Here is a 14,833-nt window from a genome sequence, read left to right on the forward strand (position 1 = left end):
CCCGCCGTCAGGTGACGGTCGGGGCCGGCGACGGACCCGTCAGCCCGCGCTCGGCACGCCAGCCGTCGATGATCGCCGCCTGGAGGCCGAACATCTCGGCCTTCTCCGAGGGCTCCTCGTGGTCGTACCCGAGCAGGTGCAGGACGCCGTGCACGGTCAGCAACTGGAGCTCCTCGTCCATGCTGTGCCCGGTCGGCGCCTCCGCACCCTGCTTCTTGGCGACCTCCGGGCAGAGCACGATGTCACCGAGGAGCCCCTGCGGGGGCTCCTCGTCGTCCTTGGCCGGCGGACGCAGCTCGTCCATCGGGAAGGACATGACATCGGTCGGACCCGGCAGGTCCATCCACTGGAGGTGGAGCTGTTCCATGGCGTCGGCGTCGACGACGATGACCGACAGCTCGGAAAGCGGGTGGATACGCATCCGGGCCACGGCGTAGCGGGCGACATCCAGGATCGCCTGCTCGTCGATGTCCGTTCCGGACTCGTTGTTGACGTCGATCGACATGTGGTGCTGCTTCTCGTTTCTCAGGTGCGCCGGCCGTTGTGGCTGTTCTGGCCGTTCTGGCTGTCGTACTTCTCGTACGCATCGACAATACGGCCGACGAGCTTGTGCCGGACGACGTCCTGGCTGCTGAGCCGCGAGAAGTGCACGTCGTCCAGCCCCTCCAGGATCTCCTGGACCTGCCGCAGACCGCTCTTCGTACCGCCCGGGAGGTCGATCTGCGTGACGTCACCGGTGATGACGATCTTCGAGTCGAACCCGAGGCGGGTGAGGAACATCTTCATCTGCTCGGGGCTGGTGTTCTGCGCCTCGTCCAGGATGATGAAGGCGTCGTTGAGGGTGTTGTGCGTCAGCAGGTAGTCCTGTGTGACGTACAACGAGTCCTCGGCCGCCACCTGGATGCACACCGCTTCCTCGCGCCCCGCAGGTTCGATGGAGTCGATGAACCGCATCGGCCGTCCGCCGCCCCCGGCCGCGTGGTACTTCTCGGCCTTGCGGGTGAGGCGGAAGGGCTCGATGCCTTCGGGGAGACGGATGTCGACGATGTGCGCGTCCCGGCGATAGCCGCCACGAGCCGTCCCTTGCTTCCGGCCCTCGGCCGCCCGGCGGCGGCTGTACGCGACGCCGCCCAGCGACTGGACCAGCGCGATGACGTCGTCCCGGAGCAGGATCGAGGTCGTCGTGTACTGGATGCGGCAGGTCCGGTCGGCCTGGGTCACCGGGTCGCCGTCGGAGTCGAGCAGTCCCTGAAGGACGGCGAGCCGGACCTCCGTGGAGTTCTGGAGGTAATCGTCCGGCACGAACTTCGAGTACGACCCGGTGCCGAGCAGATCCAGGGCCCGCAGGGCGCCCGTGACCGGGTTCTCCAGCGTGACGACGTCGCCCGGCGCCTTGACGCGGTTGAGCACGTGGTCGACGTCGTTCTTCCGCCGGACGGACACACCGGGCAGCACCGTGCCGAGTGCGGTCGCCAGCTCCGGGTCGGCGGTGGAGTACGAAGGCGTCGTGCTGCCTGTGAGGCAGCCGTCACCGAGCAGCAGCCCCAGCGCGTACGGGTCCATGGGAACGGCGCGCTCGGGGAAGCAGACCGGAGCGGTGAGCAGCGGCAGCTCGTAGCGGCGAGCGTGTGCCGCGCGGAGGTTGCCGATCATCTCCTGGGTCTCCAGGACCCGCCACGGCTTGTCCCGGCGCTTGTCCGACGCGGTGCGGACCGTCCACAGGTGCTCGCCGCAGCACAGGGTCCAGGAACCGTCCTGTGCGGTGACGCGGTAGATGTCCCTCTCACCCTGCGGGTAGACACCGATGACCGGGGTGGGTTCACCATTGGAACCGATGACCAGGTCACCGACATGGAGGTCACCGATGGGACGCCAACCATCCGGTGTCAGCACATTGGTGAACGTGGGCTGGCTGCGACCACGCATATAAGCCAGCGGCGCCACCTCGATCGTCCCCGCCGCCATCAGCCGCGGGATCGAGTCCGGGTCGAGCATGTCGTGCAGGGCGTCGTACAGCGGGCGCAGGTACGGGTCGATCTTTTCGTAGAGGGTGCCGGGGAGGAAGCCCAGGCGTTCGCCGGCCTCGACGGCGGGGCGGGTCAGGATGATGCGGTTGACCTGCTTGGACTGGAGGGCCTGGACCGCCTTGGCCATGGCCAGGTAGGTCTTGCCGGTGCCGGCGGGGCCGATGCCGAAGACGACCGTGTGCTGGTCGATGGCGTCGACGTAGCGCTTCTGGTTCAGGGTCTTGGGGCGGATGGTGCGGCCGCGGTTGGAGAGGATGTTCTGGGTGAGCACCTCGGCGGGGGTCTCGCTCGTCGCGCCCTCGCCGTCCGCCGCCGAGCGCAGCATGGCGATGGAGCGTTCCACCGCGTCCTCGGTCATCGGCTGGCCGGTGCGCAGCACCAGCATCATCTCGTCGAAGAGGCGCTGGATGAGAGCGACTTCCGCGGGGTCGCCGGTCGCCCGGATCTCGTTGCCCCGTACGTGGATGTCGGTGGCCGGGAAGGCGTTCTCGATGACCCGCAGCAGGGCGTCTCCGGACCCCAGGACCGTCACCATCGGGTGCTTGGCGGGGACGGTGAACTGGGCGTGCGCCTGCGGTCGTGTAGGTGTCTGAGTCATGGGCCGGCTCTCTGGCCTGCTCATCCCCCATTCGTTGCGCTGCAAAGACGGTGCCCGGCAGCTCGGCTCCTTGGGATACCCAGGGTACGACGGTGCACTGACAGGCCCGAAGCCTTTTCCGGCGTTCTCCTGTTCTCGTGTTCCTCCGGTGACGGAGAGCGTACGGCCGGGTGTCCCGCGGTCGGCCGGGCGTTCACCTGGGGGCGTGCGCGCGGCGCCCCGCGCGCAACCTCACGCGGGGCGGCGGAATCCGAGGGTCGGCAGGGCGCGGGCCAGCGGCCAGGCGCGGTCCGCGGTGGGCAGCAGGGCGTCCAGGAAGGCGTAGCGGCGGCGCAGCTCGGCTGCGTCCTGGGTACGGGCCGACGGAGCGGCGGCGCCGTCCGGAGTCCGCCCGTACGCTTCCGCCCGTACGATGCGCTGCCACCAGGCGGCGATCTCGACCCAGCCCGGCGCGGACAGCGAGCCGCCGAATTCCTGTACGGAGAGCGCGGCGGTCAGTCCGGCGAAGGCGAGCCGGTCGGCCAGTGGCCAGCCGGCCAGCGAGCCGGTGACGAAGCCCGCGACGAAGACGTCGCCGGCGCCGGTGGGGTCCATGGCCTCCACCGCGACCGCGGGCACCTCGGCGGTCTCGCCGGTGCGTCCGTCGACCGCGTACGCGCCCTCGGCGCCCAGGGTGACCACGGCGATCGGCACCCGGTCGGCCAGCTTGCGTGCGGCGGCGCGCGGGCAGTCCAGGCGGGTGTAGCGCATCGCCTCCTCCGCGTTGGGCAGGAAGGCTTCGCAGTGCTCCAGCTCGGCGAGGTCGGCCGGGTCCCAGCGGCCGGTGTCGTCCCAGCCCACGTCGGCGAAGATGCGGCTGCCGCGGTGGGCGGCGCAGCCGAGCCAGCCCTCGGGGCGGCCCGGCTCCAGCGAGGCGACGCAGGCCCGGGACGGCGGCGGGCAGCCCGGTGCGTGCTTGCCGTCGAAGGCGGTGCGGGCGGGGCCGCTGGGCGCTTCGTGGCCGTGCGAGACCATGGTGCGCTCGCCTTCGTACGCCATGGAGACGGTGACGGGAGAGTGCCAGCCCGCGACGGTGCGGGACAGCGACAGGTCGACGTGTTCGCCGCGCTCCAGCGCCTCCCAGCAGTACTCGCCGTACATGTCGTCGCCGAAGGCCGCGGCGAGCGAGGTGCGCAGGCCCAGGCGGGCGAGTGCGGTGGCCATGTTGGCGACGCCGCCGGGGCTGGAGCCCATGCCGCGGGCCCAGGACTCCGTGCCGCGTACCGGGGCGGAGTCCAGGCCGGTGAAGATGATGTCCAGGAAGACCGTGCCGGTGAGATAGACGTCGGTGGCCGGATCGCCTCCGGTCCGTACGGCGGCCAGGGGGTCGAGCGCGGGCGCGGGGCCCGGCGGGACGTGGCCGGCCGGGCCGTTGCCCGGGGTCCGCTGGACATCGTGTGCGCTCACCGTGCCTGCCCCTCTCATCCGTGCGCGTGACGCCAGTCTGCCCGATGCTGCGGTACGTTCCGGCTCATGAGGCTCACGATTTTGGGCGGCGGGGGTTTCCGGGTACCGCTCGTGCACCGCGCGCTCCTGGACGATCCCGCGCAGGCCGTCACCGAAGTGACCCTGTACGACACCGATCCGCGGCGGGTGGCCGTCATCGCCTCCGTGCTGGCCCGGCAGGCGGAGCGGCGGACCGGGCCCGGCCGGCCGTCCCCCGTTCGCGTACGGGTCGCCGAGTCGCTCGACGACGCGCTGCGCGGCACCGACTTCGTCTTCTCGGCGATCCGGGTCGGCGGCACGGCGGGCCGGATCACGGACGAGCGGATTCCGCTGGACGCGGGGGTGCTGGGGCAGGAGACGGTGGGTGCGGGCGGGGTGCTGTACGGGCTGCGCACGGTGCCCGTGGCGCTGCACATCGCCGAGCGGGTGGCGGCGCTCGCGCCGGACGCCTGGGTCGTCAACTTCACCAATCCCGCCGGGATCGTCACCGAGGCGATGGCGCAGGTGCTGGGCGAGCGGGTGATCGGCATCTGTGACTCGCCGGTCGGGCTGGTGCGGCGCGCCGCGCGCGCCGCGGGCGCCGATCCGGACCGGGTGACGTACGGCTACGTGGGGCTCAACCACCTGGGCTGGCTGCGCTCGTTGACGGCCGAGGACGGCACGGACCTGCTGAAGGGACTGCTGTCGGATTCCCGTGCGCTCACCTCTTTCGAGGAGGGCAAGCTGTTCGGGGCGGACTGGCTGCGGGCGCTGGGCTCCCTTCCCAACGAGTACCTGCACTACTACTACTTCCGCCGCGAGACGCTGGCCTCGGTGCGGGACGCGTCCGAAACCCGCGGGGAGTTCCTGGACCAGCAGCAGAGCGGCTTCTTCGAGGCGGCGTCCGGCGGCTCGCCCGAGGAGGCGTACACACTCTGGGAGCGCACCCGGCAGGAGCGCGAGGAGACGTACATGGCCGACAGCCGGGAGGCGTCCGGCGGCTGGCAGCGGGACACCTGCGACATGGAGGAGGGCGGCGGTTACGACCAGGTGGCGCTGGCCGTGATGCGGGCCGTCTCGGGTGACCGGCCCGCGCGTCTCATCCTGAACGTACGCAACGGCACGACCGTGCCGCAGCTCGCGCCCGAGGCGATCATCGAGACGGTGTGCGAGGTGGACGCGGACGGCGCGCGGCCGTTGCCGTGTGCGCCCCTGCGGGAGGACCAACTGGGGCTGATGCTCCAGGTCAAGGCCGTCGAGCTGGCGACGGTCGAGGCGGCGGAGTTCAAGGACCGGGACGCGGCGCTGCGCGCGATGGCGCTGCACCCGCTGGTGGATTCACCGGCGGTGGCCGCCCGCATCCTGGAGCGGGCGGCCACGGACTGACCCGGGCCGGGGCTCAGTGCCCCCGCTTCACCCACGCGTCCAGGTGCGGCGCCTCGGCACCGATCGTGGTGCCGTCGCCGTGCCCGGTACGGACCTCGGTGCGCGGGGGCAGCGTCAGCAGCCGGTCGCGGATCGAGGCGACGATGGTCGGGAAGTCGGAGAACGACCGGCCGGTGGCGCCGGGGCCGCCCTGGAAGAGGGTGTCGCCGGTGAAGACCGTGCCGTGTTCCCCCAGGTCCGGTGCGTACAGGCAGACCGCGCCCGGCGCGTGGCCGGGAGTGTGCAGCACGGTCAGGTCGACGCCGGCGACGGTGAGCACCTGGCCGTCCGCCAGCTCCTGCTCCGGTGCCCGGTCCGGGTGGGTCTGCTGCCACAGCGGCAGGTCCGCCGGGTGCAGGTGGACGGGCGCGCCGGTGCGGGCGGCGAGGGCGGGGGCCGCGTCGATGTGGTCGTTGTGCGCGTGCGTGCAGATGATGGCGCGCAGCGTACGGCCGTCGAGCGCCGCGAGGATCGCGTCGGCGTCGTGGGCGGCGTCGATGACGACGGCCTCGGTGTCGTCGCCGACGATCCACACGTTGTTGTCGACGTCCCACGTACCGCCGTCGAGCGCGAAGGTGCCGGACGTGACCAGGTGGTCGATGCGGGCCGTCATCAGAGCGTCACCACCGAACGCAGCACGTCGCCCTGGTGCATCCGCTCGAACGCCTGCTCGATACCGTCGATGCCGATGGTCTCCGTGACGAAGCCCGCCAGGTCGATCCGGCCCTGCTGGTGCAGGTCGACCAGCATCGGGAAGTCGCGGGACGGCAGGCAGTCGCCGTACCAGGACGACTTCAGCGCGCCGCCCCGGCCGAACACGTCCAGCAGCGGCAGCTCCAGCTTCATCTCCGGCGTCGGCACGCCGACCAGGACCACCGTGCCGGCCAGGTCGCGGGCGTAGAACGCCTGCCGGTAGGTCTCCGGGCGCCCCACCGCGTCGATCACCACGTCGGCGCCGAAGCCGCCGGTCAGCTCGCGGATCGCCTCGACGGGGTCGGCGGCGCGCGAGTTCACGGTGTGGGTGGCGCCCATCGTCTTGGCCATGGAGAGCTTGCGGTCCTCCACGTCCACGGCGATGATCCGCGCCGCGCCGGCCAGCCGGGCGCCGACGATCGCCGCGTCGCCCACGCCGCCGCAGCCGATCACCGCGACGGTGTCGCCGCGGCCCACCGCGCCCGTGTTGATGGCCGCGCCGATGCCGGCCATCACGCCGCAGCCCAGCAGCCCGGCCACGGCCGGCGACACCTCGGGGTCGACCTTGGTGCACTGCCCGGCCGCGACCAGCGTCTTGTCCGCGAACGCGCCGATGCCGAGGGCGGGGGTCAGCTCCGTCCCGTCCTTCAGCGTCATCTTCTGCCGCGCGTTGTGGGTGTCGAAGCAGTACTGCGGCCGGCCGCGCTTGCAGGCCCGGCACTTGCCGCACACCGCACGCCAGTTGAGGACGACGAAGTCCCCGGGCGCGACGTCGGTCACACCGTCCCCGACGGACTCCACGACGCCCGCCGCCTCGTGCCCGAGCAGGAACGGGAACTCGTCGTTGATTCCGCCCTGCTTGTAGTGCAGGTCCGTGTGGCACACCCCGCACGCCTGCACCTTCACCACGGCCTCGCCCGGTCCGGGATCCGGCACCAGGACGGTCTCCAGCCGCACCGGCTCGTTCTTCCCCGGCGCGATGACGCCGCGCACTTCCTGTGCCATCGGGACAGCTCCCTCCAAAGATCACGTACGGGATGAATACGGTACGCGTCCCCGGCGCCGGAAGCGCCGGTGCGTGGGTGGGCCGGCGACCGCGGGGCGCCGCTCACCACCGCGGCACCCGGGGCGTCACCCACCCCGGGTCGGCGGCCCGCATCGCCGCCGCGTCGTCGCGGTCGCGGAACGTGCCGTCGTCGGCCAGCCAGCGCGCGTGCAGGGCCGCCAGCCGGTCGCGGTCGAGCGTGACGCCGAGGCCCGGCGCGTCGGACACCGGCAGTGCGCCGTCGGTGAAGGCGAGGCGCTCGGTGAGGACGTCCTCCGTCTGCCAGGGGTAGTGGGTGTCGCAGGCGTGGCGCAGGTCGGGGACGGTCGCGGCGACGTGGTTCATGGCGGCGAGGCTGATGCCGAGGTGGGTGTTGGAGTGCATGGACAGACCGACGCCGAAGGCGCGGCAGATCGCGGCGAGTTCGCGGGTGTTGCGCAGGCCGCCCCAGTAGTGGTGGTCGGAGAGGACGATCTGGACGGCGTCCCGGGTGAACGCCTCCCGGATCTCGGCGAAGGTGGTCACGCACATGTTCGTGGCGAGCGGGAGGTCCGTACGGGAGGCGACCTCGGCCATGTGGGCGGTGGTGGCGGCGGGGTCCTCCAGGTATTCGAGGACGTCCTGGAGCTCGTGGGCGGCCTTCAGGGAGGTCGGGACGCTCCATGCGCCGTTCGGGTCCAGGCGCAGCGGGCGGCCGGGGAAGGCGGCGGCCAGCGCCCGGATGGCGGCGATCTCCTGCGCGGGCTCGAAGACGCCGCCCTTGAGCTTGAAGGAGCGGAAGCCGTACGTGTCATGGAGGCGGCGGGCCTGGGTGACGATGCCGGGCGGGTCGAGGGCCGCGCCCCAGTCGTCGGGTTCGCCACGGCCGCCGGGATGCGCGGCCCAGCGGTGGAAGAGGTAGGCGCTGTAGTCGACACGGTCGCGGACCTTGCCGCCGAGCAGGGCGTGGACGGGCAGGCCGGTGAGCCGCCCCCAGGCGTCCAGACAGGCGACCTCGAAGCCGGAGAGGACGGAGAGCCGCAGCTTGTCGGCGGTCTGCACACCGCGCAGGCCGCCCGCGGTGACCTCACCGTCCCCGGTGGCCGCCGGGGAGTCGCCGCACACCTCGGCGGCCAGAAGCGGCAGTACGTTCAGGTCCGTGACCGGGCGGCCGATCAGCGCTTCGGCCAGCGGGCCCGCCAGGTCGAGGTACTTCGTGTCGCCGTAGGTCTCGCCGAGACCGGTCGCCCCGCCCGCCGTGGTCACCTCGACGATCAGGCGGGGTGTGTAGGGCTGGTGGACGCCCTGGGTGTTCAGCAGGGGCGGGTCGGCCACGAGGACCGGGGTGAGGCGGATGGCGGTGACGGTGGTGGGAGCGGTCGGCGCCCGGGGCGCCTCTGTCTGCGTATGTAGACATGATCCGTCCATGGGGACGGAGAGTAGGGAGGCGGGCCTGGGGCGTCAATGGGGGCCCGGGCAAGTCGGGCGGGGTACGGACGAGTTGGGCCGCGGGAGAGTCGGGCGCGACTCCGGTGGGCGCGGCGATGCGCCACGGGGCGTCTGCGTACGGTATGAGTGCCCCAGCTCGAAGCAGTGGCGGAAGTTGTGGACGAGCGGGGTGAGCGGCGCCAGCCACTGCACCACGGGCAACAGACCGGGGCCCGGCAGGCTGAGCACCAGTCCGGGCAGAGATGGGGCGAGGCTGAACGTCCCGTCGCACCGACCCTTCCCGGCCAGCCTTTGCCAATCGTTGAATCTTCGCGCGTAGATGTCCGTGTAAACGCTCTGTTAAACCTAGGTGGCCCCCACCGGTTCACCTAGGAGCAGCACATGCGCCACCCTCTCCTCTCCCGCCGTCGGGTCCGTCTCGGCGCCGCGGCCGCCACGGCGGTCGTCGCCGGTACCGCGGCGTTCGGCGTCGGCCAGGCCACCGCCGAGCACTCCGTACCGCGTACGGACAAGGAGATCCCCAACCTCACCCAGGTGCAGGACAAGATCAAGGCGTACTACGGCGACACGGTGACCGCGGACGGGCAGCACCACGCCTCGCCGCACAGCAACTACGCCAAGCAGGTGCGCGGCATCACGGACTCGGCCCGGCGTTACCTCGACAAGGTCGCCAAGGACGCCGGCAAGCACCACCACGGCAAGAAGCCCGCCATCGTCCTGGACATGGACGACACCACCCTGCTGACGTACAACTACGAGCTGCAGGTCGGCTTCCACCACACCGAGGCGGCCCAGGACAAGTACCTGGCGAGCACCGACATGGAAGCGGTCTACGGCATGGACCGCCTCGTCAACCGGGCACACCGCCAGGGGATCGAGGTCTTCTTCGTCACCGGCCGCAAGGAGGCGCAGCGCGAGTGGAGCGTGCGCAACCTCAAGAACGTCGGCTACGGCGTCCCGCTCGACCGCGCGCACGTCTACCTCAAGGACAAGAAGAACCCGCCGGCCTACCTGCCGTGCGGCGCCACGTGCACGACGGTCCAGTTCAAGTCCGGCACCCGCAAGCACATCGAGTCGCGGGGCTACGACATCGTCGCCAACTTCGGCGATCAGTACAGCGACCTGAACGGCGGCTACGGCGACAAGACGTTCAAGCTGCCGAACCCGATGTACTTCCTGCCCTGACCCGGCACGGACTCCGGAGGCGGCAGGCTCCTCAGGCGCGCTTCGGCACCGGTACGCGCATCAGGTCGCGGGCGACGGTCAGTTCGCCCGCGAACCCGGCCGCCCGCGCCTGACGCTCGAACTCCGAAGGGTCCGCGTAGCGCTGGGAGAAGTGGGTGAGGACCAGGTGGCGCACGCCCGCGTCGGCGGCGACGCGCGCCGCCTGGCCCGCCGTCAGGTGCCCGTGGTCGGCGGCCAGCCGCTCGTCCTCGTCGAGGAACGTCGACTCGATGACGAGCAGGTCGCAGCCCTCGGCGAGGGCGTGCACCCCGTCGCACAGCCGGGTGTCCATGACGAAGGCGAAGCGCTGGCCCCGCCGTACCTCGCTCACCTCGTCGAGGGTGACGCCGTTCAGCTCCCCCTCGCGCTGGAGCCGGCCGACGTCGGGCCCGGTGATGCCGCGCGCGGCGAGCCGCTCCGGCAGCATCCGGCGCCCGTCCGGCTCCACGAGGCGGTAACCGAACGACTCGACCGGGTGGGAGACCTTGCGCGCCTCCAGGACGTACGACGGGGTACGGGCCAGCACCCCGTCGGCGGCCACCGGCTCCTCGCCCAGCCGTACCGTCTCGCGGTAGGCGGTGGCGTACCGCAGCCGGTCGAAGAACCGCTGCCCGCTCGCCGGGTAGTGCGCGGTGACCGGATGCGGCACCCGGTCGAGATTGATGCGCTGGATGACGCCGGCGAGCCCCAGCGAGTGGTCACCGTGGAAGTGGGTGACGCAGAGCCGGTGCAGGTCGTGCGCGGCGACCCCGGCCCGCAGCATCTGCCGCTGGGTGCCCTCACCGGGGTCGAACATGATGCCTTCGCCGTCCCAGCGCAGCACGTAACCGTTGTGGTTACGGTGCCGGGTGGGCACCTGGCTGGCGGTGCCGAGGACGACGAACTCGCGTACGGACACGGTGCTGCGGCTCCTTCGCCCCGGTCAGACCAGGTGCTGGAGGTCGCGGCCGCCCAGTACGTGCGCGTGGGCGTGGAAGACGGTCTGGCCGGCGCCCGGACCGGTGTTGAAGATGATCCGGTAGCCGGTCGCGTCGACCTTCTCGTCGGCGGCCACCGCGGCGGCCTCGCTCAGCACCTCACCGGCGATCCGCGGCTCGGCGGCGGCCAGCTCCCCGGCGTTCGCGTAGTGCACCTTGGGGATCACCAGGACGTGGGTCGGCGCCTGCGGGCTGATGTCCCGGAAAGCGACGGTCGTCTCGGTCTCCCGCACGATCGTCGCGGGCACCTCGCCTGCCACGATCTTGCAGAACAGGCAGTCGGCCTGCGGTTCTCCCGCCACCGGTGGGCTCCTCCCGGGTCGCCGGCCGGTACGCGGCGGCCCCGTCCGTCCGGAGCCGGGCCGCCCGTACCGTGCCGTGTCGCATCACCATCACGTCTACGGACCGGATGGTACCGGGCCGCCTGCGCGGGGTGGTGCGGCGGCCGGGGTGCGGGGCACGTGCGGCGGCCGGGAGAGGTGGGGCGAGCGGGGTCAGCGTTGCGCTGCCCAGGTGTGCTGCTGGTCGGGGTTCTGCTGGTCCTGGTGGTCGTCGTTCTGGCCGTCGTGGTCGTTGTGGCCGTCGTGCCCGTTCTGACCGTCATGGTCGTTCCGGCCGTCGTGACCGCCCTGGCCGTCGTGGTCGTGGGAGCCGTCCGTGCAGGTGTCGCTGGGGGACGGGTCCGGGTCGGGATCGGGGTCCGGGTCGGGGGCGGGCGCCGTGACGGTGACCGTCACCGGCGGGGTGTCCGGCGGGTCGTCGGTCGGGTCGTCGGACGACTGGCCGCTGCTGGGCGGCTGGACGGTGCGGGTCACGGTCGGCCGCTGACTGCCGGTCGGCTCGTCGGCGTCGCAACTGCCGAGCACGCTCACCCGGAAGACGACCTGCCCGGCGACGCGCGCGGTCAGGTTTCCCCGTACGCAGCGCCCGTCGACCGCGGAGGTGACCCGCCCGGTGAGGGTGATGTCGCTCCCCCGGGCGGTCTGCCCCTGGCAGTCGACGGTGGCGACCGACTTCCGCTGCGCCGTGGCCGTCGGGTTCACGGTGGCCCGCTGGTCGCCCTGGAGCGTCGCCGTACAGCTCAGCCAGCTCACGTTCACGCCGATGCGCTCCAGCGCGCGCGTCCCCGCCTGGTCGGTGGTGACGGCGACCGACGAGGTGTTCAGCCCGCCGGCCGGCTCGCAGGCGGACACTCCGGCGATCGCCGCGCCCACGGTGCCCGCCACCGCGAGCAGTCTGCCGCGCCGGGTCCGGCCGGACCGTGCGTACCACTCCCGCCCGTGCCGTACGTCTCGTAAGCGCCCCATGGCCCTCATGTCCGGCAGCTTCCCACCGCCGCAGGCGGACCGACAGCCCCGGCTCGGCCAGTGTGGGTCCGCCCCCTCATGGGCTCGCGGCGCACCGCGCCGACTTCACTAAGCTGATCGGGCACGGCCCGCCATCACCCCACGACCAGGAGTCATCCACCATGGCAACGACCCGCACCGCGCAGACCCACTGGGAAGGCAACCTGATGGAGGGCAAGGGCAGCGTCGCCCTCGCCTCCTCCAACGTCGGCACGTTCGACGTGAACTGGCCGGCCCGCGCCGAGCAGCCGAACGGCGTCACCAGCCCCGAGGAGCTGATCGCGGCGGCCCACTCGTCCTGCTACTCGATGGCCTTCTCGCACGGCCTCGCGGGCAAGGGCTACACCGTCGCGGCGCTGGACACCAAGGCCGACGTGACCTTCCAGCCTGGTGAGGGCATCACCGGCATCGTGCTGACCCTCAAGGCCAGCGTGCCCGGCCTGTCCGAGGAGGACTTCCAGGCCGCGGCCGAGGACGCGAAGAAGAACTGCCCGGTGAGCCAGGCGCTGGCCGGCGTCAAGAACATCACCCTCCACGCCGAGCTGGTCTGATCCGGCCGACGCCGAAGCGGCGGGGCCGCGGCGTGCGTGACGCCGCGGCCCCGCCGCGCTTCAGGCTGTGTCGCGCCGTCCCCGTCGTGCGTCCCAGCCGTGTGTCCCGGCCGTGCGCCCCGGTCGTCTGTCGCGCCGTCAGCTCCAGCGGCCGGTACGGCCCAGCAGCAGCGCGGTGGCCGCCGTACCCGCCGTCGACGTCCGCAGTACGCTCCACCCGAGCCGGTACGCCTTGGCGCCCGCCTCCTCGAAGGCCGCCAACTCCTCCGGCGACACGCCCCCTTCGGGGCCGACCACGAGCACGATCCGCCCGCTCGACGGGAGTTCGGCGGCGGCCAGCGGCGCACTGCCCGCGTCGCGGTCCTCGTGCAGTACGGCGGCGAAGTCCGCCTCCGCGAGGAGCGCCGCGACCTGCTTCGTCGACATCAGGTCGGCGACCTCGGGAAAGCGCAGCCGGCGCGCCTGCTTGCCCGCCTCGCGGGCGGTGTTGCGCCACTTGGCGAGGGACTTCGCGGCCCGCTCGCCCTTCCACTGCGTGATGCACCGGGACGCGGCCCACGGGACGACGGCGTCCACGCCGGTCTCCGTCATGGTCTCCACGGCCAGTTCACCGCGGTCGCCCTTGGGGAGGGCCTGGACGACGGTGATGCGCGGCGTCGGCTCCGGCTCGGTCTGCGTACCGGTCACATCGACGACGAGCCGGTCCTTGCCCTCGGCGGCCCGCACCACGCCCACCGCGCCGCTGCCGTGGCCGTCCGTCAGCACCACGGGTTCGCCCGCGCGAAGCCGCCGTACGGAGACCGCGTGCCGCCCCTCCGGCCCGTCCAGCACGGTCTCCCCCACGCCCGGGACACTCCCGACGAGAAACACCGGCGCCGTCACAGCGCACCCCCCAGCTCGCCCGGGAGCCCCGGACCGGCCTGGTAGCTCTCCGGCGCACCGGAGCCCCGCGCGTCTTCCCGGACCGATCCGGCGCGCGCCGCCTCCAGTTCGGCCACCAGCACCTCGACCAGTTGCCCGGCCGGCAGCTCCCGCGCCAACCGGTGCCCCTGGCCCGCCCACAGCGCCATGCCCTGCGCGTCGCCGGTCTTGGCGGCGGCCTTGCGCAGGCCCGAGGTGAGGTGGTGCACGGCCGGATAGGCGGCCGGGGCGTACGGGCCGTGCTCGCGCAGGAACCGGTTCACCAGGCTGCGGGCCGGGCGCCCGGAGAAGGCCCGGGTCAGCTCGGTCCGCGTGAACAGGGGGTTGGTCATCGCCTGCTTGTGCAGCGGATTCGCGCCGGACTCCGGGGTGACCAGGAACGCCGTACCGAGCTGCGCCATCGACGCGCCCGCCGCCAGCACCGCGGCGATCTGCGAGCCGCGCATCAGACCGCCGGCCGCGACGATCGGTATCTGCACGGCCTCCCGCACCTGCGCGATCAGCGACAGCAGCCCGACCCCGGCACCCGTGCCGTCGGCCTGCGGGTCGTCGCGGTGGGTGCCCTGGTGGCCGCCGGCCTCGATGCCCTGGACGCAGACCGCGTCGGCGCCGGACCACTGCGCGGCCTGCGCCTCGGCCGCCGTGGTGGCGGTGACGATCGTGTACGTACCGACCTTGGCGAACCCGTCGAGGACGGCGCGGGTCGGACACCCGAAGTGGAAGGAGACGACCGGAACCGGGTCCTCGCGCAGGATGGCGAGCTTCGCCTCGTACCCGTCGTCGACACCTTCGTACGGATCGATGTCGTCCAGCGGCGTCTCGTACCAGGCCGACTCGCCCGCGAGCTGCTCACGGTAGACCTCGACGGCCGCGTTGTCGGCCAGCGAGGGCTGCGGCATGAAGAGGTTCACACCGAAGGGGCGGTCGGTGAGCCCACGTAGCTGTTTGATCTCCTGATACATGCCGTCCGCGGTCTTGTACCCGGCGGCCAGGAAGCCGAGTCCGCCGGCGCCGCTGACGGCGGCGGCCAGCTCCGGGCGGGCGACGCCGCCTGCCATGGGGGCCTGCGCGATCGGATGACGGCAGAGATCGGTCAGCGCTGTGGGCATGCCCACATCGTGTCACGCCGCACGC

The 14,833-nt window shown here is 72.3% G+C and carries 14 protein-coding genes; 3 read left to right on the forward strand and 11 right to left on the reverse strand.

Translation table 11 applies throughout. The annotated features are described in order from the left end of the window. Positions 1 to 7 precede the first annotated feature (7 nt). From ybeY to AB0A97_RS04075, 3 genes are all read right to left on the reverse strand, one after another. On the reverse strand, positions 8 to 505 hold the full coding sequence (gene ybeY / locus AB0A97_RS04065; protein ID WP_031001943.1) for an rRNA maturation RNase YbeY: 498 nt from the start codon (positions 503 to 505) through the stop codon (positions 8 to 10). A 20-nt stretch (positions 506 to 525) separates the two neighbouring features. Beyond that, positions 526 to 2,625, reverse strand: a complete 2,100-nt coding sequence (locus AB0A97_RS04070; protein WP_361144075.1) for a PhoH family protein — start codon at positions 2,623 to 2,625, stop codon at positions 526 to 528. A 231-nt stretch (positions 2,626 to 2,856) separates the two neighbouring features. Further along, on the reverse strand, positions 2,857 to 3,987 hold the full coding sequence (locus AB0A97_RS04075; protein ID WP_361145258.1) for a PfkB family carbohydrate kinase: 1,131 nt from the start codon (positions 3,985 to 3,987) through the stop codon (positions 2,857 to 2,859). Positions 3,988 to 4,137: 150 nt separating this feature from the next. On the opposite strand from AB0A97_RS04075, the gene AB0A97_RS04080 reads away from it, so the two are divergent. Further along, entirely contained in the window at positions 4,138 to 5,475 is a 1,338-nt protein-coding gene (locus AB0A97_RS04080; protein ID WP_361144078.1) for a 6-phospho-beta-glucosidase, read from the forward strand. A gap of 13 nt (positions 5,476 to 5,488) precedes the next feature. Here the strand turns inward: AB0A97_RS04080 and AB0A97_RS04085 are convergent, their stop codons facing one another. The 3 genes from AB0A97_RS04085 to AB0A97_RS04095 form a co-directional block, all read right to left on the reverse strand. Continuing rightward, entirely contained in the window at positions 5,489 to 6,127 is a 639-nt protein-coding gene (locus AB0A97_RS04085; RefSeq protein ID WP_361144081.1) for an MBL fold metallo-hydrolase, read from the reverse strand. Continuing rightward, a complete protein-coding gene (locus AB0A97_RS04090) occupies positions 6,127 to 7,212 on the reverse strand; it encodes an S-(hydroxymethyl)mycothiol dehydrogenase (RefSeq protein WP_361144084.1) in 1,086 nt (361 codons plus the stop codon). The genes AB0A97_RS04085 and AB0A97_RS04090 overlap by 1 nt, the downstream gene beginning before the upstream one ends. A gap of 103 nt (positions 7,213 to 7,315) precedes the next feature. After that, positions 7,316 to 8,659: an enolase C-terminal domain-like protein gene (locus AB0A97_RS04095; RefSeq protein ID WP_361144087.1), complete on the reverse strand. Its 1,344-nt coding sequence runs from the start codon at positions 8,657 to 8,659 to the stop codon at positions 7,316 to 7,318. Between the two features lie 402 nt (positions 8,660 to 9,061). On the opposite strand from AB0A97_RS04095, the gene AB0A97_RS04100 reads away from it, so the two are divergent. After that, on the forward strand, positions 9,062 to 9,865 hold the full coding sequence (locus tag AB0A97_RS04100; RefSeq protein WP_361144090.1) for an HAD family acid phosphatase: 804 nt from the start codon (positions 9,062 to 9,064) through the stop codon (positions 9,863 to 9,865). 31 nt (positions 9,866 to 9,896) lie between these two features. Here the strand turns inward: AB0A97_RS04100 and AB0A97_RS04105 are convergent, their stop codons facing one another. The 3 genes from AB0A97_RS04105 to AB0A97_RS04115 form a co-directional block, all read right to left on the reverse strand. Further along, positions 9,897 to 10,802 (reverse strand): ribonuclease Z, encoded by a 906-nt coding sequence (locus AB0A97_RS04105; protein WP_361144093.1) that lies wholly within the window; start codon positions 10,800 to 10,802, stop codon positions 9,897 to 9,899. 24 nt (positions 10,803 to 10,826) lie between these two features. Then, positions 10,827 to 11,183, reverse strand: coding sequence for a histidine triad nucleotide-binding protein (locus AB0A97_RS04110; RefSeq protein WP_030021988.1), 357 nt, complete (start codon positions 11,181 to 11,183; stop codon positions 10,827 to 10,829). Positions 11,184 to 11,375: 192 nt separating this feature from the next. Further along, positions 11,376 to 12,188 carry a hypothetical protein gene (locus AB0A97_RS04115; RefSeq protein ID WP_361144095.1) on the reverse strand — a complete coding sequence of 271 codons (813 nt, stop codon included), beginning with the start codon at positions 12,186 to 12,188 and terminating at the stop codon, positions 11,376 to 11,378. A gap of 161 nt (positions 12,189 to 12,349) precedes the next feature. Between AB0A97_RS04115 and AB0A97_RS04120 the strand changes: the two genes are divergently transcribed. After that, positions 12,350 to 12,778, forward strand: a complete 429-nt coding sequence (locus AB0A97_RS04120) for an OsmC family protein (protein WP_361144098.1) — start codon at positions 12,350 to 12,352, stop codon at positions 12,776 to 12,778. Positions 12,779 to 12,916: 138 nt separating this feature from the next. Here the strand turns inward: AB0A97_RS04120 and AB0A97_RS04125 are convergent, their stop codons facing one another. Together AB0A97_RS04125 and AB0A97_RS04130 are read right to left on the reverse strand one after the other, a co-directional pair. Then, positions 12,917 to 13,660, reverse strand: coding sequence for a 16S rRNA (uracil(1498)-N(3))-methyltransferase (locus tag AB0A97_RS04125; protein ID WP_361144100.1), 744 nt, complete (start codon positions 13,658 to 13,660; stop codon positions 12,917 to 12,919). Next, a complete protein-coding gene (locus AB0A97_RS04130; protein ID WP_361144102.1) occupies positions 13,657 to 14,808 on the reverse strand; it encodes a nitronate monooxygenase in 1,152 nt (383 codons plus the stop codon). Before AB0A97_RS04130 ends, AB0A97_RS04125 begins: the two co-directional genes overlap by 4 nt. Between the last annotated feature and the right edge of the window lie 25 nt (positions 14,809 to 14,833).

It is taken from the genome of Streptomyces sp. NPDC045470, from assembly GCF_040646595.1.
Lineage (GTDB): Bacteria > Actinomycetota > Actinomycetes > Streptomycetales > Streptomycetaceae > Streptomyces.